This is a genomic window from Nitrospira sp. Nam74 (assembly GCF_965152615.1).
The window spans coordinates 4985248-5004921 of record NZ_OZ224220.1; the positions used below are offsets into that span (position 1 = coordinate 4985248).

Below are 19674 nucleotides of genomic sequence, written 5' to 3' on the forward strand. Positions count from 1 at the left end.
TGAAAAATAACATTCCATTGCGTTCTCGCCTCATCAAAGTCTTGAACGACGCCCATAAGGCTACGCCTTCGGCTTCGATTTCCCCCGCGGGCTTGTGGGCTGCCGTTTTGAGTGTTTTACAACCATCTCTTTATCTGTCATCTGAGGTTATCAAGAGGGTGAGCCCATCCACCCGTTCCACTCGCGCGCGATGTCCCTTCGTCAGCATAGTATGTCCGGCATTCCGTGCGCTCCATGTAGTCCCGCGCAATTCCACCTTGCCAAGAGCACCGGCCGGCAGGTCTTCCGTCAGGACGGCCGTTTCACCGACCATTGAGTCCACATCCTGCCCAACAGGCTCATGGGCCTTCATCCACACGAGAAGTGAATTCCGAAAGAGGAACAGCGAGATAAGAGACAGGATCGAGAACAGGAGCCACTGCAGCCATGCCGTGTTGAGCCACTCCAGTCCGGCAAGGACGCCTACAATCAGCGCCGCCAGTCCGAAAAAGAGGATATAGAAGCCGCCAGGCGTCGCCATTTCGGCGGCCAAGAGCATTAAACCCAATAACAGCCAGCTCCACCACACCATTGACGAACCCCGCGCACTGCAGAGCGTAAAGGGCTTTACCTAGCCTGTCAAGAAAAGGCCCTGAAGAAGGCCAAAGGGCTCGCACAGGGCCGCCATAAGCACGCTATCGCAAAAATTGCCATGGCACAGGGTCCGCATGCGTGCTAGTCTTTACGCTATTGAATCAGTACTGAGCAACTTTTCAGGCATCGGTGGTCGCCATGCATATCCTCATTCTTGATGCCGATCCCATCGTGCTCACTGCCCTCGCCGACACAGTGCGACGCAGACTCCCTGGCGTCGAGGTATATGCCGCCTCCTCCTTGCACGCCGGTCTTAAAAAGCTCGCCCATGCCCATTGCGATGTCATCGTGAGCGATGCACGCTTGCCTGATGCGCCCGGTGTCGCATGCATCTCCATCCTTCGACAACGGCACCCTGATATACCGATTATCTTGATGTCGGCCGAACTGGGCCAGGATCTCATGGCCTATGCCACATTGAGCGAAGTCTACTTTTTCCTTCATAAACCTATTGAGCCCAATGTCTTGATGGCCATGCTGAATCGGGTCATTGAGCAAAGCAGATTCGATTGGCAAACTCATCAGCTCACTCGGAAAGCAAATCGCCATACCAAACGCGCTCGAAAAGCGATAGCGTATGCTCGTCTCCTGCTCGAAGCGAAGGAGCGTATGTTGATCCGGCGTCAGGAGGTGCTTGCCGAGTCGGAGCACATGCGAAACCGACTCGCAAAGACACTTGAAAGCTTTCGACATGGGGTCTTGGCACTCGATCGGGCCTGGCGGATCGCATGGGTCAATGGATCTGTACCACACGTCTTTCGGTTGAAGGGGCGGGACGAGTTACTCGGCAAAGGGCTGTGGGAAGAATATTTCGATCTGGTCGGTTCGCAATTTGAACAGGAATGTCAGCGTGCGGTTCGAGAACAGCTTCCCATTCACTTCCAAGCTCGCTTTGCAGGGGAAGATCAGTGGTACGATGTTGATGCGATTCCACATGAAGATGGCCTGTCCGTCTTTCTTCTATGCGCCGCGATCAGACAACCACCGAGTTCGGCGCGCCGTGAGGAGAATGCAGCGGCCTCATTGAACGTCCCCCGTCCCTTATCCAGTGATCATGAAGGTACGGCGGCAATTGATAGAGATCAACGACAAGAGGAAGGCCATCGCCGCTCGTTAAGATGGGATCGCGTCTCCGAGCAGGTCCTCATGGCTCGAGAGGATGAGCGGGCTCGTATCACGCGCGATCTTCATGATGATCTTGGTCAACTCTTGATGGCCCTGAAGATGGATCTGGCATGGTTAGACGCTCGTTTGCCGCAAGAACAATTGCCGGCCCTGTTAAAGGTTCGCTTCATGACCCATCTCGTGGATCGCATCACAGACACGATTCAGCGGATCTGCAGTGAGCTGCGGCCCGAAATTCTAGATGACCTCGACCTGGCGGCGGCGATTCAGTGGCAAGCCTCAATCTTTGAGCATCGTGCCGGCCTTCGATGTATCGTCTCGATCAAGGACATCGACCGAATCGATGGTGAACTATCAACGGGCCTATTTCGGATTGTTCAGCAGCTGCTGACCAATGTCGCCTTCCAGGCGAGAGCCAGCGTCGTCTGCGTGACTCTGAAGAAAGAGGCAGGCTCGCTCATCCTGGAGGTCAGCGACAACGGCCGCGGCTTGAGGGACAGCGACACGCCACCCACATCTCACAACCTCTTGAGCCTGAGAGAGCGCGTCATGCTGCTGCGCGGCGAACTGACGATCAACGGGATGCCGGGGCAGGGCAGCAGTGTGTGCGTGAAGATACCTACGATTGGACCATCTACTGATCTGTCTAGTGGAATATAAAGAGGGTCGAGCCGTTACGGTGAGGCTAATAACGACCAGGGTGTACGCTAGGCATGCGCTCCATTGCTCTGATGGTATGCCGCGATTGCATGATCCCAAGCGATCAGTTGGCTCGGATTCCAGTTTGTCACATTCTCCACCGTAACTAAATATCCGGTGCACAAATAGGCATAAATCTTCGCGGGATCAACATTTGCTACAAACAGTGTTGATGAAATGATGCGTCTGACCTCTCCTTCAGTGACAGTGTCGTGGCTATAATCACCCGAGGTGGGAACATGTACCGCCCCCATTTGAATGATCACGTCAATGCTGGCGAGTTCAAGATCGTTGACGTGACGCTCTAGAGTCGGTCGCTGCCAGGTGGGTCTCCTGGATATTTCCCGGTCGCTGCCCACAGCCATTGATCGCTTCTCCCCGTCGTTAGTTCCATTACGGCTAAAAGCCGGAAAAGCTTGAGTGGTTAATGAATCCAAGCGGCGTCTGCCGGTCTCTACCCATCTTCAGACGTCAATGAGTTCAAGGAACAGTCGGACTCTAGGCGTCAGGCATGGGTGAACCGGCTTATTTCTAGGCTACTTCCGTCAACCTAGACGACTTCGATCATGCCACCCTGGATGGCCGCTTTCAGCAATTGAGCGGTATTGGTGACACGGATCTTCTTCATCATGGTGGCGCGATGGGCTTCGACAGTTTTAATGCTGATCTTTAGACGAACGGCCATCTCCTGATTCTTCAGTCCCAACCAGATGAGTTGTAAAATTTCCTGTTCTCGACTGGTGAACTCTTCCGGCCGACGGCGCTTCCGGTCGTTCCGTTGGACGAGTTGGTGTTTCATATATCCTCCGCTGTCTATTGTTTATCTGTCCCGGGGTATAAATACTGTCGGCAATCGTAAGACTCGAATGTGGGATGATGGCAGGAATGAATAGACGAATCGTCAGGATAGATAGAGGCGAATGGCCCACCAGGTGTGTTATACAACTGGCTACGTGCGCACCGGAACACGACGCGATGAAGGAGTATGATGACCAAGACAATTTTATTAGCAGAGGACGGCAGAGAAACGCAGGCGGTAGTTAGACAGATTCTAGAAGGCGAAGGGTTTACGGTTCAGGCGGTTGCGAACGGGAAAGACGCCGTCGATGCGCTCACCGACGGCATGTTCCACGCGGCCATTCTTGACTTAGGTCTACCTGAGGTGTCCGGCCTTGAAGTCCTGCGGCACCTCAGAGCCGAAGGAATGAAACTTCCAGTCATTGTCATTAGCGGTCGTCAAGACCAAGCCCTGACGGCTGTCAACGAGGGTGCACAGGGCTATCTCGTGAAACCGTTCACCTTTGAAGCATTGCGAGAACAGATCGGGCGTTGGGTGCTGTGATCCTACCGCGATCACCGATGAGGGACTTCAAGATCACCTCTCAGCCGATGCTCCTCTTGATTTAACAAGACTAGATGCAAAGCAGGCGACTCCTACCCTATGAAAGACGATATTATCGGATGCGATCGGTCTTTGGTCGTTTCCGCCGTCCGACAGCGCGACCCGATGTGGACGACTTCTCTGCTGGTGAGTCGCGCTCTGCACGATCCCGCTCCGTTGAACTACCTCGTCCCACTTTATTCCCTGGCGAACCAAACGGATTATATTTCTCCTCTTCCATCCTGCCATAGCCTCCCTAATGGATTATTTCGTCGACAAAGTCACGGCATTATAGCCATCTCTTCTGTAGAGGCACAGTGGGTTTAACACGTAGCAGTAAGAGCCCGACCGTTTGTATCAATTTTTGACACGCCGCGCTATCTTTTCTGATACAACCACGGTTTTTCGTCATGGCCGTCCAGCTCCTCTCAGCTGAGAAAACCGCTTTCCTCCTATAATTCGCGATCCTTACCATAAAAGATGCTCCCGTTATGTCGGGCCTTGTATTTGCTTTCCGAACATCCAGAGTTTTATCCCCGGAGGGGCGGCCCTTATGGGTAGATGGAGATGAGGGTGACGTTGGAGACGCGAGCAGAAGAGTCGAGAGAACATCGTGCCAGGAGGCTGATGAAAAGCATCATTGCGAACAGTGCCGAAGCCTATGGAATGCTCGATGCGCTGTATGTCGAGTTGAAAGTCGGGGGAGACTTTTTCCGTGGTCGGAAAATGCCCCCTGAAGTCGATGAGGTCATACGCTATGAGCTGGTCGGATATATTACCGCGCTCGCCGCCGTCCTCCTTCGATGTGCACCACGAGAGGCACATGAAGCGGATTCAACTGTGGCGTACCTTGAAACGCTTGTGTTTCTTCCGGAATGGCAGGCGGCACGGCCTGCATATCGAAGATATGTGGATCGCTTTCATCATGCCAACCCAGCGGATTCTGCCGTGAGGCCTCGTCACAAGGTACTGCTGATCCTGTTTCGTGAGACGGTCATTGATGTTTGGGGCGTCTCGCCGGAATTATTGGAGCAGGATGCCGTTGTCCAAAGATACCGTGAGGCATTCACTGCATTGCACGAAAGGGTAGCAAGCAGGCTCCTGACCGAAATATCCGGAAATGCAAACGCTAGGCATGGTCATCTCCCGCCTTCTCTTTGAAACTTTGGCAGACCATGGTCTGCTATACTTCTGCTTGCTATGTTGCCTGACCAGGAACCGTCGGCACGAGACCGCCGTCATCACTTTCGGATGACCATTGTGGTGCCTGTCAGTATTCAGCTGCAGACGGATACCGAAGAAAGTGTCCTCACTGAACAATCAATCAACATTAGCGGCGGGGGTATCGGGTTCGCGTCCGATGTCGCACACAATCCTGGAGAGATTCTCACCATTACGCTCCGGCTACATGAACAGCTCCTCCTCGTAGTCCATGCCGAGGTGTTGAGGAAAGAGCCGCAACCTCATCGAGCCCAAAGGTTTCGTATACATGCTCGCTTCATTCAAATATCCGAACAGGAGCGCGAGCTCCTGATCAGGCATATCATGCGCTTGCAACGTGAACGCCTCCATGGACATTATTCCGCCTAACGGTGATGTCGATGGTTCGACGTGTCCTAACGACTAAGCTTTCGGGGGACTTCGCACTCTTTTGACCACATCCCATCGAGTGTTGTCCACACGAGCGCCAGCCACTTTAGCCGTCAGCCTCCTCTACTAATCCGACGCACTACGTGAACGACAGATGGTAATAGATAATAGCCTAAGACGGAGCTCGCCACTCCGAAGAGAAGGCCGGGTATTCCCCCGAGGAAGACTCCGGCGATAGGAAAAGTGAAAATGATGAGGATCATAACAATGGCGAGGCGTTTATGGGCTTCATAGAAGTCCCTCCGCGTATCGCTTGAACGCGAACGGTTGAAGACGCGCTCAGGATGAGCTCCATGGTCGCCCACAGCCGGCTGGGCCCCGCACGTGGGACAAGCAGCATGCTGGCTTAAGTCAAGCACTCGCTGGCAACGATGACAAACGGTTGCACGATGACGCTTTTTAGCCATTGCGTCTCTTATTCCTGGCCATTATGCCACTCAGTATCTCATGTGAGAACTTAACCATTTCCACCTGTCCGCCGCCGATTCGCCGATGTGCAACATACGGTATTTCGGTACTCGCCGTCTGGGCTATCGAGTTGTCCAACTATTTCATAGACGCCGGAAATCCTCCCACCTGTCGATTTTGGGGACTTCCGAACCGGATGGCAACTTTGGTATGACATTGACTGGCCCGAGTCAATTCATACCGGCGTTGTCCACTTCAATTAGAGGAGCGGACCATTTTTAGAAGTTCTGCTATCCTTCATGAAACCGACGCCATCGAGAAACCGGAGGAATAATGTACGAAGCCTATGCCGCCATGCTGGTCGGCATTGTGTCCGCAGCTGCCGCTATTGCCGCCTTGATGGGCAGTCGGCACTTATCACCACTGCCCTATACGGCTCTTCATCTCACTGCCACGCTTTTTATGATCATGCTGGTGACATTCGGTTATGAAGCGGTTCCTCCGACGGCTCGCATTGCACCAGCTTACATTTCCAGACTGATTTATCTCGGTGTCAGTTCCACCATGTTCCTAAATACCATGCTTGTCCATGCCTTTATCAACCGATCAAAAGGCAGCCGTTCATTCCATTCGACTGTCTTTTGAGTATGCAGGCCTGCTGCTTAAACGTGCTCTCTCATCCTTTAGGTGCACCCAACACAGTCCGACCGCTCCTCTCGAATGATTTTCTCGCACAATGTTTACGGGTATTACTATTGGGACACGAGGAAGAGGGATACCCAATGGCTATTGAATCTAGGCAGAACGAGCGGCGCGCTGAACAGTACTACTCGGCCCATGAGCTTATCTTCATTGATCCACTCGATATGGCAAATATCGAACGCGCCGTTGCGGCTGGGGCCGGATCCGTCGACCAATACGAACCTACAGGCTCAGAGCAGCTCGACGAAATACAAGTTCGCACCATGATTACAGAGGCGTTGATCGCCGCCAACGTGGATCCGGCCAAAGTCTATGCTTTTCTTACCATTGGCTGTTTGGTCACGGTGGACAATGCCTCCCGCCTCACGGGCACGCAAGTGGCTGAATGGGAAAAGGCGGTCCAAGACTATCGCCGACACCATTGTGGCCATGCTTAATGCGCATCCGTGGGATTCCTTTTAGTGCCATAGATTTGTTGTCGTGAGTGCACCTGGCTAATGCGAGGATATGTCCGAGCGACGTACAGCAGAGCCCCAAATCGATCACATCCATCCAGCGCTTTCACGACTTCTTCAGCTTGTTCAACCGTAGCCATCTGCACAAAACCATAATTCATGGAAGCGCCGTAGGCATCGCAGACTACACGCGCTGACTGGACACTGCCATATGAAGCGCATAGGTCGCTACCTGAGTCGATGTCATCCAGCTCAGCAAGCCATCTCAGCGCAGCATCATATGCATAGCGCCTCCTAATCTAGACAGATAGTGGGACTATCCTCGTCTTTTTACGTCGCAGCCTCAACCTCTTCATAGGGGTAGGACTTGCGGCTAAAGAGCAGAGCTCCTATTTTCTAAACATCAATAGATCACGCCAGACCACGCCGCCTCACTGATATACATCAAGGGCGAGGGGGTCTTTTCAAAGACAGACAGAATCATAAGTGTATGATTTTACTATTCAACTATTCATTTCTCTCGTTTCAGACTTCGTGATAAGCTATCTGCGTTTGGGTTGTGGGTTCGATCCAAACGCTGCCTTCTTCTCGCTGAGGGGACCCCCTCATTCGAGGAGATCAGGGGGAGGCGATGTGGCCATCGCCTCCCTTTTTTTTGGCCCGAGGGTCCGGCCTTCTTCTACTTCTCACACCCAAAAGGCGTGATAACCGGTTGAATCCAGGACATTTTAAAAGCGACAACCTTCCGGCACAACGGTATCCCAGGATAAAACGTCTCGAACGGATAGGCATCCAGGGTCTAATTGAAGCATTCAATAAAGGCGCTCTCTGGATTGGCTGGGTCAATGGTGGTGGAGCGCAATTATATGGCTCACACACCTGGGTAAAAATCCGCCACCGATGAGGGCCGTTGTCTTAGCCGAGTCAGATGTGGCGATGTTCCTGGGATCCCAGTCACTGCCTGAGCCTATTGCTCGATGCCCGCGGCCATCTATGAACGTTTGACTTACGGCCCCGTCAGAATGATGTTTTAGTTGAAGGGAGCTGAGTATCGGCGATTTGGCCTGCCCATGTGAGTTGATGACAGGTACCGGAGATCGAAAACAATGGCAGGGCTGAAAAGGAGAGACCATATACCATCGGCAGCTTTCGTACGTCCGTACGGTTTCGCTTCGCGCAGATCGTGCATGAGTTCTTTGTTGCTTCGCGTTCTTAAATGCGACGTGACTATGAGCACGCCTGATGGTTGAAGCGCACCATGCTCCGAATGGGCCGTGTGAAAAAATGAACTGAAGATGGATCGGAAGAGATGAGTGGGGATGAAAGGAAAATCCAAGGAGGCGACGTGGCCGTCGCCTCCCGGATAAGTGGCCTACTTCTTCTTGGCCCCTTTCTTTGCGGGCTTCTTCGCTGCTGCTTTCTTCGTCGCCATTGGAACTCCACCCCCTTTCAGTTTTACGAAATTTAATCCAATGTCATGTTTGATATAGCAGAGATTGAGCGGCTAGTAAAATTTTTCTTCTCTTTTTTTTACTTTTGTCTCAATCGAGCATTATTGTATCCCTCGGTGTTACACCTATCGCATGCCGTACTAATGACTGAACCGGTCAAGACAGCTTCTCGGCAGATTTCTGCGTGTCATCACAACCCGAAGCAATAATCCACAAATCGCCGTCCGTGATTCAGGCATAGCCCTGGCCCTGCTTGAACTCGTCCATGCTAGGCAGAATGCTGCCGGATAATCGGCTTGTTGCCGAAGCAACCGTTTCTCCGAGACGGCACACAAGGTGTCTCATTGTTTCACGTTGCACTGTGTCAGAAACACCGATCGATGTTGAGGGAAGTGGACTGAGCATAGTTTATTGAGCCATTCCGCCCACCACACGCCTGGTCCAAAGTCTGCTATACGGATGAAGAGTCGATTTGTTGGAGGTCAACACATGACAATATGGATAATACTCGCCTGCGCCTTCACCTATGTTATATCGTGGGCCTGGCTGTTCACCCGGGTGAGTCAGCACACTGCACAGGTCTCAGAGAAGAAACAGATCGCTGCCTATGAAGAGGCGGTTTAGGCCGCCTCTATCGAGGGGGAATCCCGAGTGCTACCCTAGAGCGCCTATCAGCAACTCTCCTCCAAGGCACCGAGTTGGATAAGCACTATGTTTCAAGAATGTTGCGGCGGGGCGGATTATCTTTCGAGATACAAGAGTATCTATTCTGATCCACACTCAATGGGTTGAATACTTCCTTCTGGTCATAGCGAGATAATCAGCCTTCAACCCGACAGCCTCAGGTATTTCATCCGTCCTCCATGTAGCCGAGTTAGGCCAAGCCTGACCGTGACAAAAAAGGAAACGTGGAATGGCAGGACCAGACCCCTCGGTCGATCCTGAAAGATGGTCAACGCGAACATTGCCGGCTCGCATGCTCTAGAGCTTCTGAAGATCTGATCCCCTAAAAATCCGACCACATTGGCTCGCGATGCATCGATTGATCGAGACGGATTCGGATGTTATAGTCAGCTCGCTATGGCCATCGACAGTTCTACCAAAGCACTGCTGATCGCGGTCACGGATGATGCTTCGGCGGCGGTCTATTCCATCAACCGGTTGAAGCCTGAATTACTGTGCTTTTTCGTGCCGGAATCGGTGAAAAGCCTGATCGAGGCATCGATCCAGCCCCACATTGCACAGATGCCGAAACGATGGGATTGGGTGGTGACGACGGACGCGTCGCGGTTGATGTCCTCATACCAAGCGCTGGCCCGAACGCTTCCCGATCTGCTGCAGACCTGGGACGTGAAGAGTGGCGAACTGGTGATGGATCTTACCGGCGCTACCCCGGCGATGACGGGAGCCATGACCCTCGCCGCCACACCTTATTGCTCCCGGATCGTCACCCTCTGTTCAAGTGAAACCGCTTCGAGCGACGAAGAACGAATTGCTGTTGCAGGCCATGAACGGCTTTGGATTCAGGGCAATCCCTGGGATGAGGCGGCTGCATCGGCTCGTCGCGATGGATGCGATCTGTTTAACCGAGGCGCTTTTGTCCCCTCCGCAGCCGTATTCCGCCAACTTGAATTGCGGGTGAGCGGTGGACAGAAGCCTTTATATCGAGCCTTGGCAGACCTCGCCGAGGGCTACGGATTGTGGGAGCGTTTTCAGCACCGCGCGGCGTGGGACAAACTGAAGACGTCGCTGAAAGCACTCGAAATGGCGTCCATCTGGGGTGGTCCGCCGGAACTCAAAAGCCTTCTGCCACACTTGAAACTGAATATCAGCTTTCTGGAGAAAATTATTTTAGATCCCGGAGATGTCAAGGAAGCGGTGGCATACGATCTCCTGGCCAATGCCAGGCGGAGAGCCGAGATCGATCACCACATCGAAGCCGCAGTAATGACTCTGCTTCGAGCGCTGGAAGCGGTCGCCCAACATCGTCTGTGGAAGCACCATCGCATCAAAAGCTGGGACGTGCAGCCCGAGCAACTGCCGCAGGCACTTCAGGAGAATTGTCAGACCTGCTGGCTCGATGATGTCGATGGCAAGTACAAGTTACCGCTGCTTGGCCAGTTTCGAGCGTTGGCTGGCCTTGGCGACACGATCGGACAGGCCTATCTCGCTCAATGGGCCAAGATGAAGCCGTTAATGGACGCCGCGAACCATGCGGTCCTGGGTCACGGATTCGAACCGATCAAGGCCGAACGGTTTCACCAATTGTATGAGATCGTCATCAAAATTACCTCCATCAGCGATGGCTCGCTGCCGAAATTCCCCGTCTTAGCTCTGTGATCACCGTTACTGATCAGCGCTTCAGCACCAGGCTGCGGTCAGGACATACGACGGACCGTTGAGACTACGTTTCACGACATGGACATCATCATTTACTATGAAGACACTGATTGCGGCGGGGTTGTGTACTATGCCAATTACCTCAAATATTTCGAGCGCGCGAGGACGCAGTATTTGAAAGATCGAGGGATTTCAGTCTCAGAACTCCTGCAGGATGGGACACAATTCATGGTGACTCATGTGGAAGTGCACTATCGTTCACCCGCTCGCTACGGCGATGTGCTGGCGGTTGAGACGAATGTGGCGGACCGCAGTAAGACAACGTTGACGTTCTCGCATACGATTCGTGAGCGGACAAGCCGAAGGATCGTAGTTCAAGGATCGGCGACACTCGCCGCCGTCACTCTCGAGGGGAAACTCAGACGGTTGCCGCAACCATTACTGGACATGCCCGAACAGCCCGGGACCTCGCCATGTGAAACACCGGGACAATCGGGTGCCTACCCAGTCGCGCTTGGTCGGGGCAAGCAGTTAGGATAAGACGAATGGACAAACTCGGCACATGGCTGGCGATCTCTGCAGTGGCGGTAGGATTTGTCGTCCTGGCGTGGCTTTTATTCGCGGAGAATCCCAAAGACGGCAAGAAAAAGAAGACCAAAAAATAGCTTATGAATGGGTGCCGGTGTGCTCTTGTGGAAAGATGTCCGGATAGTGCTCTATGCCACATTCAGGACAAAGCCCGTGACTGAAGTCGGCTTGTGAGTTCGCTGCAATATAGACCTCGATCTGTTTCCAATATCCCTTGTCATCCCGAATCTTTTTACAATAGGAACAGATCGGCAATAACCCGCGCAGCGCTTTCACCTCCTCTTCGACACGCTTTCTCGTCAACGACAAGACGACCGTGAGCCATATAATAAAAATCGTGATCCCGAGATTGGCAAGACCCAACCACGGCAGCCCTGGCGGAGACAGGAAGAAACCAACGATAGCACACACCGTGCAACTTGCCGCCACAAGCACGACTAACGAAGCTTCATGTCGAGTCGACCACAGTGCGATCCATGCAACTGGCGCCACATACAAGAGGCCGTCAGCAAAACCCTTGGGGATCAAGAGATCAACGATGAAGACGCCGACTGCTACGCATAGGATCGGAGCCAGTTTAAGGGCGGTCGCAGCCTTTCCTGGCGGGTGCGGCTGATCCTTGTCTTGATTCGCGCCGTGTCCGAATTCTTCCTTCAGTCCCGTGATGGCGTTCAAAGTATTCCTTTAGGTCTTCGACCGACAAAAGACCGGGTCTAATTGGAAAAAAGTATAGGTCGTTAACGTTCTTTACGGTATCAGACGAATTCCTACGTTATGATATGGAAGTATTATTGTAGGTTGAGCAGGTCGATCACATTGAGGCGGTCCACGAATATCTGAGCCACTATCCTGCCGTAGATATCGGTCGCTTTTGGAATCATCGTCACCTGTCCCTGGTGTAGCAGCATCTCGAGGCGACGCGTCGCTTCAAATCCACCGGGATCAGAGCGCTCGGCAGCATTGAAGCCTTGAATACGGATTCGTTCGGAACCATATGCGAAGGTATCCCCATCGATGACGTGGATACGCGACGAATCTAAGGTCTGCTCCCGCTGTCCTAGAGTTGCGCGTGAATTGTTGAGATGCGTGAGACCTCGCCCTATGGCCCGCCGTGCGTTCGTCTGGCGCAATGAATTGATCCCATGGGGTCTTCGTGTACGGACCTGTGAAAACCCGACGGCCGGCGTCTTGGGCACTGCCGCGGCCGTCATGCGAGCCCCAGGCGTTACATCACATTTCTTGGACGAGCTCTTGCTCGCAACCGCGGGGGCCGCGACACCAACAAGCAATCCGCACAGCAACACGACGAATCCTGTCGAGACTGCACGTCGCCTCTGATCCTTCATACGTCTCACGCCATCCTCTCTATCAAGACCATCCATGGACGTAATGATTTGCAAGACTCATGCGCACTCTGTTGACAAAGCAAAAATGCGCGTGCTGAAATGGCTTCAACGTTTCAGGAAGGAGCAGATTTATGGATATGTTTGGAAAAGTTGGATTAGTCGAGATTCCCGTTCTGATCGCGCCGGATCAAAAATCCTGGCTCGATCGTATGATTACAGAAGGGAAAATCGCAATCCCCCCGGGAGGGACCTTAGAGAGGGGTTCTCTCTACTCCATGTTCATCCGCATGTTGCTGCATAACGCGATGGAAGAACAGAAGCGGCAAGAAGCGTTGGACGCGGAGGACGAAGACGACGAGTAGTCGAGCAGAGCGTATCTCCACGGACCTTGACCGTATCCATCCGGATACGGTCAGAGTTTACAGTGCTCGAAATACGGCATAGGCGCTCGTGAGCGTCTGTGCTAAATCGCGCGAAGTATGGGCGGTCGACAAGAAGGCGGCTTCGAACTGAGAGGGAGCCAAGTAAACACCCTTGCTGAGCATGCGATGAAAATACTTCGCATAGCGCTGCGTGTCGGACTGCTTCGCCGACGCAAAATCGACCACGGGTTCTTTGGTAAAGAAGGCTCCCATCATCGACCCTACCCGCGTTTGTGTGAGCGGCACGCCGGCCTTTTTCGCGCGTTCTCCCAGCCCTTCGGCGAAGATGGACGCTTGCTCTTCTAACCGACGATAGACGCCGACAGCCCTCAGCTGCTTCAGCGTCGCAATGCCGGCCGTCACAGCTAATGGGTTCCCTGACAGCGTTCCCGCTTGATAGACCGGCCCAGCCGGAGCGACCTGTTGCATGAGCTCCCGTGCCCCGCCATACGCGCCAACAGGCAATCCACCGCCAATGATTTTCCCGAGACAGGTCAAGTCGGGTTCGATGCCGTAGACCGCTTGAGCACCCCCGTAGTGCACTCGGAACCCGGTAATGACTTCATCAAAAATGAGCACCATGTCGTGCTCGCGTGTGAGCGCCCGCAGCATCGGCAGAAATTCGTCATGCGGGGGCACGACGCCCATATTGCCGGCCACTGGCTCTACAATCACACAGGCTAATTTGTCTGCATGGGCCTCGATCAATTTCTTGACGCGATTCACATCGTTATATGGAGCGGTCAATGTATGGCGGGTAAAGTCCGAGGGAACACCCGGGGAATCCGGCAGGCCCAATGTCGCTACACCGGAGCCGGCTTTGGCGAGAAGATAATCGGCATGTCCGTGATAACATCCTTCAAATTTCAAAACGCCATCGCGCTTGGTGTGTGCGCGCGCCACCCGAATGGCGCTCATGATGGCTTCGGTTCCAGAATTGACCAGCCGTACTTGCTTCATGGATGGCACGGCTTCCGTGACCAACTGCGCGAGTCTGACCTCTAGCTCCGTCGGCGCACCATAGCTTGTTCCATTTGCCGCGGCCCTCGTGATTGCTTGAACGACGGGCGCGGGCGCATGGCCAAGGATCATCGGACCCCATGAAAGGACGTAGTCGATGAAGCTATTACCATCGACATCATACAGGCGTGCCCCCTTCGCGCGTCTGATAAAGAGAGGGTGGCCGCCGACCGACCGAAACGCACGGACAGGACTATTGACCCCGCCGGGTATTAGCTGCTGCGCAGCGGTAAAGAGCTTCTTGGAAGTGGTCGTCTTCATAAAAACCGGTGAACCGTACCATGGGGTCGACAAACCGGTCAAGACGATGCGGCCGAGCTTTCATTTTTTAATGATTGGAATCAGCCAGTCTTTTCTCTTCGATTTGTTGTGTTCTTCAAGGGCGAACAGAACGTGAAATGGGATTTCGGGACGCAGGTCCTGCTCAGTTGCCCATACTTTCCCGCTTTCCTCCAGGATTTTAATGAATGTCTCATATTCGTCATCGTGGTCCGGCAAGACTTGATCGGCTTCCGTGATGATGAAGAGATATCCCGGGGCAGGCAGCCATTGCAGGTCCGTCAAGCAATCCTCAAGCGCATCCCAATTTTTTTCGAAATAGGAGGGAAAGTTTAAGACGCGGGGGAACTCGCCGAGCAGGCCGGCCTTCGTACGGCATTTCCGGCCATGAAACTCTTTCAGGACAAACCCGGGGGGCGGCGTGATGGAGTCTTTATAGGACTGCCCTTTCTTCAGCACGAGCAATTCTACATATGGAGGTTGTGTGGACCGCAGATGGTCAATACCCATTGGATGCCTCAATTCATAGGGATAAAGGTGACGTAATGATCGCCGGTGTAATACGCCTTGCCCGTCCGTTGCTCGATCACCAATCGTTCCGGCCCGCGACTGCGGCCAGCGATCCTTGGATTCACATCGTATTCACGATAGTGGCCGGGGGGCAGTATCCGTTCACGGTTATGAAATGTCCTTCCACCGGCATACCCTGGCAGTGGTTCGCCATGTCGCTTTTGAACCGCCTCGAGGATCTCTTGGGCCTTGAGCGGCGGAACGCCTACAAGAGGTCGCGCTGATCGTTCGGCAGTCGAAGCCTCCGGCAAAGGGGGCGCGGCAAGAACAGTCCACGAACTCGATCCATTACTCCGGTATGAAGTCTGAAAATGGGCCTGTCCTGAACGGGACGGTTCGGCTGAAACACTGATCGAAAGAACGACCAAAACGAGGGAGGCCACTACGGAGAGGACGGTTCGCATCAATCGTCTGCTCCCGACCATGGAAGGCACCGGCAAAACGGAGGGACGGTACCATGCAGCCCCGTTCAAGGCAAGGTGGATCTCAGTCGAATGCGGAGAAAATACGCGTTGCATTGCGACCCCGGTATACCTTTGTTAGAATGGCCGCCGCGCTTCTGTGAGTTGCGCCGGAATGCGAAACGCAAAAATCGTCTGCACCATAGGCCCCGCGAGTGAATCGCCGGAGCTTCTTGACCGCCTGATTCAGAGCGGCATGAATGCGGCCCGGCTCAATTTTTCCCATGGTTCCCAGGACTCTCATGCCCGTGCCATTCACGCTATTCGCAAAGCGGCCGAACGGCATGACACGCCGGTGGCCATTATCCAGGACCTCCAGGGGCCGCGCATTCGCATCGGGAATCTGCCCGGGGATGCCGTAGAAATCCATACCGACCAGGCCGTTCTGCTCGTCATCGAGCCTCCGATGAAAGGCACGGGCGTCGCCAACCATACTCTCGAGATTCCGGTCACCTATCCCCATCTCGCTCAGGATGTGAAGCCCGGCGCACGCATTCTCATCGACGATGGTCTCATCGAACTCACTGTCCAGCGGATCTTGCACCAGGCAGTAGAATGTCGCGTGAACATCGGAGGAATCATCGCATCCCACAAGGGCATGAACTTGCCCGGCAGCACCATTAGCGCCGCCACGCTTACCGAGAAGGATCGCGAAGACCTGCGATTCGGCCTGAAGCATCAAGTGGATTATGTTGCACTCTCATTCGTGAGAGGACCCGACGATATCATGGAAGCGCGGCAATTGATGGCTGAATACGGGGGAGAAACTCCCATCATTGCCAAGATCGAACGGCGTGAAGCCGTCGAACATCTGGAATTGATCCTTGATCAGGTACACGGCATTATGATCGCACGGGGTGATCTCGGGGTGGAGATGGGACCGGAAGCGGTGCCGGTGTTGCAGAAACGGATGATCACCGCGGCCAATCGCCGGCGGAAACTCGTCATTACGGCGACGCAAATGCTGGAGTCGATGACGCACAATGCCCGTCCGACCCGGGCGGAAGCTTCCGATGTGGCCAACGCCGTGTTTGATGGGACGGACGCGGTCATGCTGTCGGCCGAAACGGCCGTCGGTCGTTATCCGGACGAGACCGTCCGTGTCATGGACCGCATTGTTCGGGCTGCCGAAGAAGGAAAGGAGCCAGGCCTGAACCGCCGATCCGAGGCCGGCCAAGGCTCTGCTTCGTTTCCAGAGGCCATTTGCGGCGCGGCGTCTTCTGCCGCCTTCACGACCGGGGCGCGAGCGGTCGTCGCGTTCAGTCAGTCCGGCATGACCGTCCATTTGATGTCGAAACAGCGGCCGACGACTCCGATCATTGCCTTCACGCCCTTTGAGCAAGTGCGTCAGCGCATGGCCTTGTGCTGGGGAGTCCTGCCTTATACGATGCCGCTCATCGAACAAACCGACGCACGCATTAGCGCAGTCGAGTCCCGGCTGAAAGCCGAAGGATTGGCAAAGACCGGAGATCGCATCGTTATCGTGTCGGGGGCGCTCGTTGGTTTGCGCGGGGGAACGAATCTGATGAAGCTCCACGAAGTCGGATAAGTAGGATGCTGAAAATGGCCTCATTACACCCGCCCGGCCCCAGGCGCGCCAAGACGCGCCCCTTCCCGAGCTTCGTTTCTCGATTCGTCAAAACTCCTCAACGTACCCCAGAGGGTAGGCCTCCGGTTTTGGCTCATTTGCGGCCTCGTCGGATGACCGTTTTTGAGCATCCTATGGCGCTCAGCATGGAAAAACTGGAGATCCTCTAGGTGAGAGAGCTCATCTTCGTGACCATTTTAGCCTGCCTCACGCTAGTCTTCAGCGATGGGCAGGCTCAAACGGGTGCGCTGGTCAAGGATCCGGCCATCCTTCTGAAGAAATATTTAGAGCTGGATAACAAGGGCGCGCGTTTGAACTCACTCACCAGGGAGAGTCAAAAGCCTTATGTCGGGTGGAGTGAGGAACCCGTCTGGGGACAGCTGGTCGTCGTCAGCGGCTATGAAGTCATTGAGGACTTGAGCCAGTGGGACGTCAAGAACAATTTAGACGTCGTGATCCCGGTGGAATATAAAGTGCTCGGCTCGTTATATCTCGAAAAAGCCGTCTTTCTCTCCGAACCCCATGTCGACCGAGTCGGATTCCGCATTAAAGCTGTGAACGGCATGTGGCGCGTAGTCGAACCCATCATTCCGCCGCACGTGGGCCAAAAACGCATCATGAACTATGTGAAACAGGCCATCATCGAGGAAACCGATCATTCCCACATCGCCCAACTGACAGCCCTGCGTGATGAATTGCGGCTTCTCAGCAAATAATCATCCCGTCGTCGCTGCTATGGCTCTCGGGTCGCTCCACTCGCCCCATCTGACCCCATGAGCAAACACCAAGCCGGCCGGTTCGCTCACTGGCTAGCGTGCGACGGATCGTGCAGGTGACGGTCGGAGAGGCGTCACCGTAATGGGAGCTTCAATCAATTCCGGCTCGGTGGCCTTTGGATCATCTGGAACGTATCGTGGACCGGGGCTGCCATGAGGGGTCTCGGTCCATCGCCGGGGGACTCGCCGGATCCCGATGGGGAAAATGGTGAGCGTGCCATCGGTCCCGATCTTCAGTCGTAGGAAGTGCTTCCAATCTTCGATTTTCAGCGACGAAAAAGCTTCGTTCGCGTGGCGCCCGAAGCCATTAAGAGAGATTAGAAGATACACCCCGAGAAGCACTGCGCCGACGAGGTAGCCCGCCGCGAAGATAATGGCTCCGGAAAGCAGCAACTGAGGGATTGATCCGAACGGCAGCCCCATATCGTGCACCGCCACATAGGCCGCTCCCCATCCGATAAAAAACACGGCAAGCAGATGAGTCAGTCCATGGATGGTTCCCGCCGTCCATCGATACCAGGTGACATGGGTATCGGTAAACAGCCAGAACCCCAAGAACAGGGTCACGCTCCAGAACACGGCAAAAGGATTGTTGAGCGCGGTCAGTATCGTCATGTGGGTGGCACTTGCGATGTCAGAAAGCCCGAGGTCGCCGATCGGGGCCATCACGGACCATGCGGTAAGAAGGTACAAGATGGCCGGCGCGATGCCGAATTTCGGATTAAGAATGGGAAACAACAGATTCTGCAGGCACAGACGTCGTGAGACGGCGGCGGAGGGCCAGCTCTTCTTGTGCGTAAAGGTTCGACGAGGTCGCTGTGCCTTGTCTTGGCTTTCGTTTTCTTGAATCTCGTCGACATCAGCCCCGTGGGTGGGATGTAAGAACGCCCCGCCTCCACCGGCCGTAATTTTTTGCGTCTGATCATCGGCCGCATGGCGCCGATAATGATGAAGATCGCCCGCCAAAAATACGCGCACGGATTTCTCCTTCAGGATGACCTTCTCGAAGAAGTCGAGATTTCTATCATCGATGTTCGGATCTGTGTTCTTGTACAGATGGTCATAGATCCACACGGGTTCGGCGTTACAGACAATGACACTGTCCCCCGCATCGATTTTCGTGGCGACGCGCGCAAAATACTCGACCTGAGGCCCATCGATATAGGAGCCCAGTTGCACGTCGGTGGCCAACAGCCACCAATGATGTGGGAGCTTCATCGCAAAATAGCTGCGCAGCTGTGGCGTGTGAAAGCCGGCAATGTCATCTTTGTCGATGAAATACCGCGTGAAGGACACCAGGCTGTCGTACCAGTCGTGGTTCCCAGGAATGGCAAACATGTCCGGGCGGGATGTCGTCGCACCATGAAAGGCGCAGTCATAGGGATGAAATGTTCGCCGTTTGTACTCCAAGCGACTGGCGGTGGGATAGACTTCGTCTCCGCCGAACACCAAAGCGGTGCCTCTGATGGTATCGTAGCGCTTTCCCTCATGGTTGACCGACAGCTTGGCTTGGCTCAAATGATAGGCTACGGCATAGGTCGAGTTCCAACCGTCTCCGAGGTCCGCCACATAGTCCAGCCAGAGCTCGTTGCTCTCGGAATAATCTTGAAAAAGATCTTGCTCCTCCAGTTCATCAGGCCCGGCAAATAACGCTTCAATCAACCGCTGATCGGCATTGCGGCCAAAGACGGTCGAAATCACGACTTCGCCGGCGGTTCGTAGGAGTTGGCCTGGATCGTACCACCCCACCATCTTCTGTTTGTCGGCATCTGACATGGTC

The 19674-nt window shown here is 54.2% G+C and carries 22 protein-coding genes; 12 read left to right on the forward strand and 10 right to left on the reverse strand.

What is annotated here, in order from left to right; all coding sequences use genetic code 11:
- Positions 1-130 precede the first annotated feature (130 nt).
- Positions 131-571: an NfeD family protein gene (locus ACWHYZ_RS23530; RefSeq protein WP_447985098.1), complete on the reverse strand. Its 441-nt coding sequence runs from the start codon at positions 569-571 to the stop codon at positions 131-133.
- A 200-nt stretch (positions 572-771) separates the two neighbouring features.
- On the opposite strand from ACWHYZ_RS23530, the gene ACWHYZ_RS23535 reads away from it, so the two are divergent.
- Positions 772-2418 carry a response regulator gene (locus ACWHYZ_RS23535; RefSeq protein ID WP_447985099.1) on the forward strand — a complete coding sequence of 549 codons (1647 nt, stop codon included), beginning with the start codon at positions 772-774 and terminating at the stop codon, positions 2416-2418.
- A 47-nt stretch (positions 2419-2465) separates the two neighbouring features.
- Here ACWHYZ_RS23535 and ACWHYZ_RS23540 read toward each other — a convergent pair whose 3' ends face one another.
- Both ACWHYZ_RS23540 and ACWHYZ_RS23545 read right to left on the reverse strand, forming a co-directional pair.
- A complete protein-coding gene (locus ACWHYZ_RS23540; protein WP_447985100.1) occupies positions 2466-2822 on the reverse strand; it encodes a hypothetical protein in 357 nt (118 codons plus the stop codon).
- Positions 2823-3007: 185 nt separating this feature from the next.
- Entirely contained in the window at positions 3008-3256 is a 249-nt protein-coding gene (locus ACWHYZ_RS23545) for a LuxR C-terminal-related transcriptional regulator (RefSeq protein WP_447985101.1), read from the reverse strand.
- A 186-nt stretch (positions 3257-3442) separates the two neighbouring features.
- Between ACWHYZ_RS23545 and ACWHYZ_RS23550 the strand changes: the two genes are divergently transcribed.
- The 5 genes from ACWHYZ_RS23550 to ACWHYZ_RS23570 all read left to right on the forward strand — a co-directional run bounded on the left by ACWHYZ_RS23550 (position 3443) and on the right by ACWHYZ_RS23570 (position 7035).
- Positions 3443-3799, forward strand: coding sequence for a response regulator transcription factor (locus tag ACWHYZ_RS23550; RefSeq protein WP_447985102.1), 357 nt, complete (start codon positions 3443-3445; stop codon positions 3797-3799).
- A gap of 666 nt (positions 3800-4465) precedes the next feature.
- Positions 4466-4999 (forward strand): hypothetical protein, encoded by a 534-nt coding sequence (locus tag ACWHYZ_RS23555; protein WP_447985103.1) that lies wholly within the window; start codon positions 4466-4468, stop codon positions 4997-4999.
- 39 nt (positions 5000-5038) lie between these two features.
- Complete coding sequence (locus ACWHYZ_RS23560; protein WP_447985104.1) at positions 5039-5428, forward strand: flagellar brake protein; 390 nt, start codon at positions 5039-5041, stop codon at positions 5426-5428.
- A gap of 801 nt (positions 5429-6229) precedes the next feature.
- Positions 6230-6541: a hypothetical protein gene (locus ACWHYZ_RS23565; RefSeq protein WP_447985105.1), complete on the forward strand. Its 312-nt coding sequence runs from the start codon at positions 6230-6232 to the stop codon at positions 6539-6541.
- A 137-nt stretch (positions 6542-6678) separates the two neighbouring features.
- Complete coding sequence (locus ACWHYZ_RS23570) at positions 6679-7035, forward strand: hypothetical protein (RefSeq protein WP_447985106.1); 357 nt, start codon at positions 6679-6681, stop codon at positions 7033-7035.
- Here ACWHYZ_RS23570 and ACWHYZ_RS23575 read toward each other — a convergent pair.
- Positions 7032-7352 carry an RNA recognition motif domain-containing protein gene (locus ACWHYZ_RS23575; RefSeq protein WP_447987635.1) on the reverse strand — a complete coding sequence of 107 codons (321 nt, stop codon included), beginning with the start codon at positions 7350-7352 and terminating at the stop codon, positions 7032-7034. The two genes, ACWHYZ_RS23570 and ACWHYZ_RS23575, sit on opposite strands and share 4 nt — an antisense overlap.
- Before the next feature lie 1641 nt (positions 7353-8993).
- On the opposite strand from ACWHYZ_RS23575, the gene ACWHYZ_RS23580 reads away from it, so the two are divergent.
- The 3 genes from ACWHYZ_RS23580 to ACWHYZ_RS23590 all read left to right on the forward strand — a co-directional run bounded on the left by ACWHYZ_RS23580 (position 8994) and on the right by ACWHYZ_RS23590 (position 11384).
- Positions 8994-9128, forward strand: coding sequence for a hypothetical protein (locus tag ACWHYZ_RS23580; RefSeq protein ID WP_447985107.1), 135 nt, complete (start codon positions 8994-8996; stop codon positions 9126-9128).
- A gap of 456 nt (positions 9129-9584) precedes the next feature.
- Positions 9585-10844, forward strand: coding sequence for a TIGR02710 family CRISPR-associated CARF protein (locus tag ACWHYZ_RS23585; RefSeq protein ID WP_447985108.1), 1260 nt, complete (start codon positions 9585-9587; stop codon positions 10842-10844).
- A gap of 78 nt (positions 10845-10922) precedes the next feature.
- Complete coding sequence (locus tag ACWHYZ_RS23590; protein ID WP_447985109.1) at positions 10923-11384, forward strand: acyl-CoA thioesterase; 462 nt, start codon at positions 10923-10925, stop codon at positions 11382-11384.
- 126 nt (positions 11385-11510) lie between these two features.
- Here ACWHYZ_RS23590 and ACWHYZ_RS23595 read toward each other — a convergent pair whose 3' ends face one another.
- The gene (locus ACWHYZ_RS23595) at positions 11511-12107 is read right to left on the reverse strand and encodes a hypothetical protein (protein WP_447985110.1); all 597 of its coding nucleotides are present in this window, start codon (positions 12105-12107) and stop codon (positions 11511-11513) included.
- 113 nt (positions 12108-12220) lie between these two features.
- Complete coding sequence (locus tag ACWHYZ_RS23600) at positions 12221-12778, reverse strand: thermonuclease family protein (RefSeq protein ID WP_447985111.1); 558 nt, start codon at positions 12776-12778, stop codon at positions 12221-12223.
- A gap of 131 nt (positions 12779-12909) precedes the next feature.
- Between ACWHYZ_RS23600 and ACWHYZ_RS23605 the strand changes: the two genes are divergently transcribed.
- Positions 12910-13140 (forward strand): hypothetical protein, encoded by a 231-nt coding sequence (locus tag ACWHYZ_RS23605; protein WP_447985112.1) that lies wholly within the window; start codon positions 12910-12912, stop codon positions 13138-13140.
- Positions 13141-13197: 57 nt separating this feature from the next.
- Here the strand turns inward: ACWHYZ_RS23605 and hemL are convergent, their stop codons facing one another.
- The 3 genes from hemL to ACWHYZ_RS23620 are packed head-to-tail and all read right to left on the reverse strand — an operon-like array spanning position 13198 to position 15473.
- On the reverse strand, positions 13198-14481 hold the full coding sequence (hemL, locus tag ACWHYZ_RS23610; RefSeq protein ID WP_447985113.1) for a glutamate-1-semialdehyde 2,1-aminomutase: 1284 nt from the start codon (positions 14479-14481) through the stop codon (positions 13198-13200).
- Between the two features lie 60 nt (positions 14482-14541).
- Positions 14542-15009: a barstar family protein gene (locus ACWHYZ_RS23615; RefSeq protein WP_447985114.1), complete on the reverse strand. Its 468-nt coding sequence runs from the start codon at positions 15007-15009 to the stop codon at positions 14542-14544.
- Between the two features lie 8 nt (positions 15010-15017).
- Entirely contained in the window at positions 15018-15473 is a 456-nt protein-coding gene (locus ACWHYZ_RS23620) for a ribonuclease domain-containing protein (RefSeq protein ID WP_447985115.1), read from the reverse strand.
- Between the two features lie 172 nt (positions 15474-15645).
- Here ACWHYZ_RS23620 and pyk point away from each other — a divergent pair, with 172 nt between their 5' ends.
- A complete protein-coding gene (pyk, locus tag ACWHYZ_RS23625) occupies positions 15646-17079 on the forward strand; it encodes a pyruvate kinase (RefSeq protein ID WP_447985116.1) in 1434 nt (477 codons plus the stop codon).
- 209 nt (positions 17080-17288) lie between these two features.
- Positions 17289-17834: a hypothetical protein gene (locus ACWHYZ_RS23630; protein ID WP_447985117.1), complete on the forward strand. Its 546-nt coding sequence runs from the start codon at positions 17289-17291 to the stop codon at positions 17832-17834.
- A gap of 93 nt (positions 17835-17927) precedes the next feature.
- Here ACWHYZ_RS23630 and ACWHYZ_RS23635 read toward each other — a convergent pair whose 3' ends face one another.
- Positions 17928-19670, reverse strand: coding sequence for a metallophosphoesterase (locus ACWHYZ_RS23635; protein ID WP_447985118.1), 1743 nt, complete (start codon positions 19668-19670; stop codon positions 17928-17930).
- Between the last annotated feature and the right edge of the window lie 4 nt (positions 19671-19674).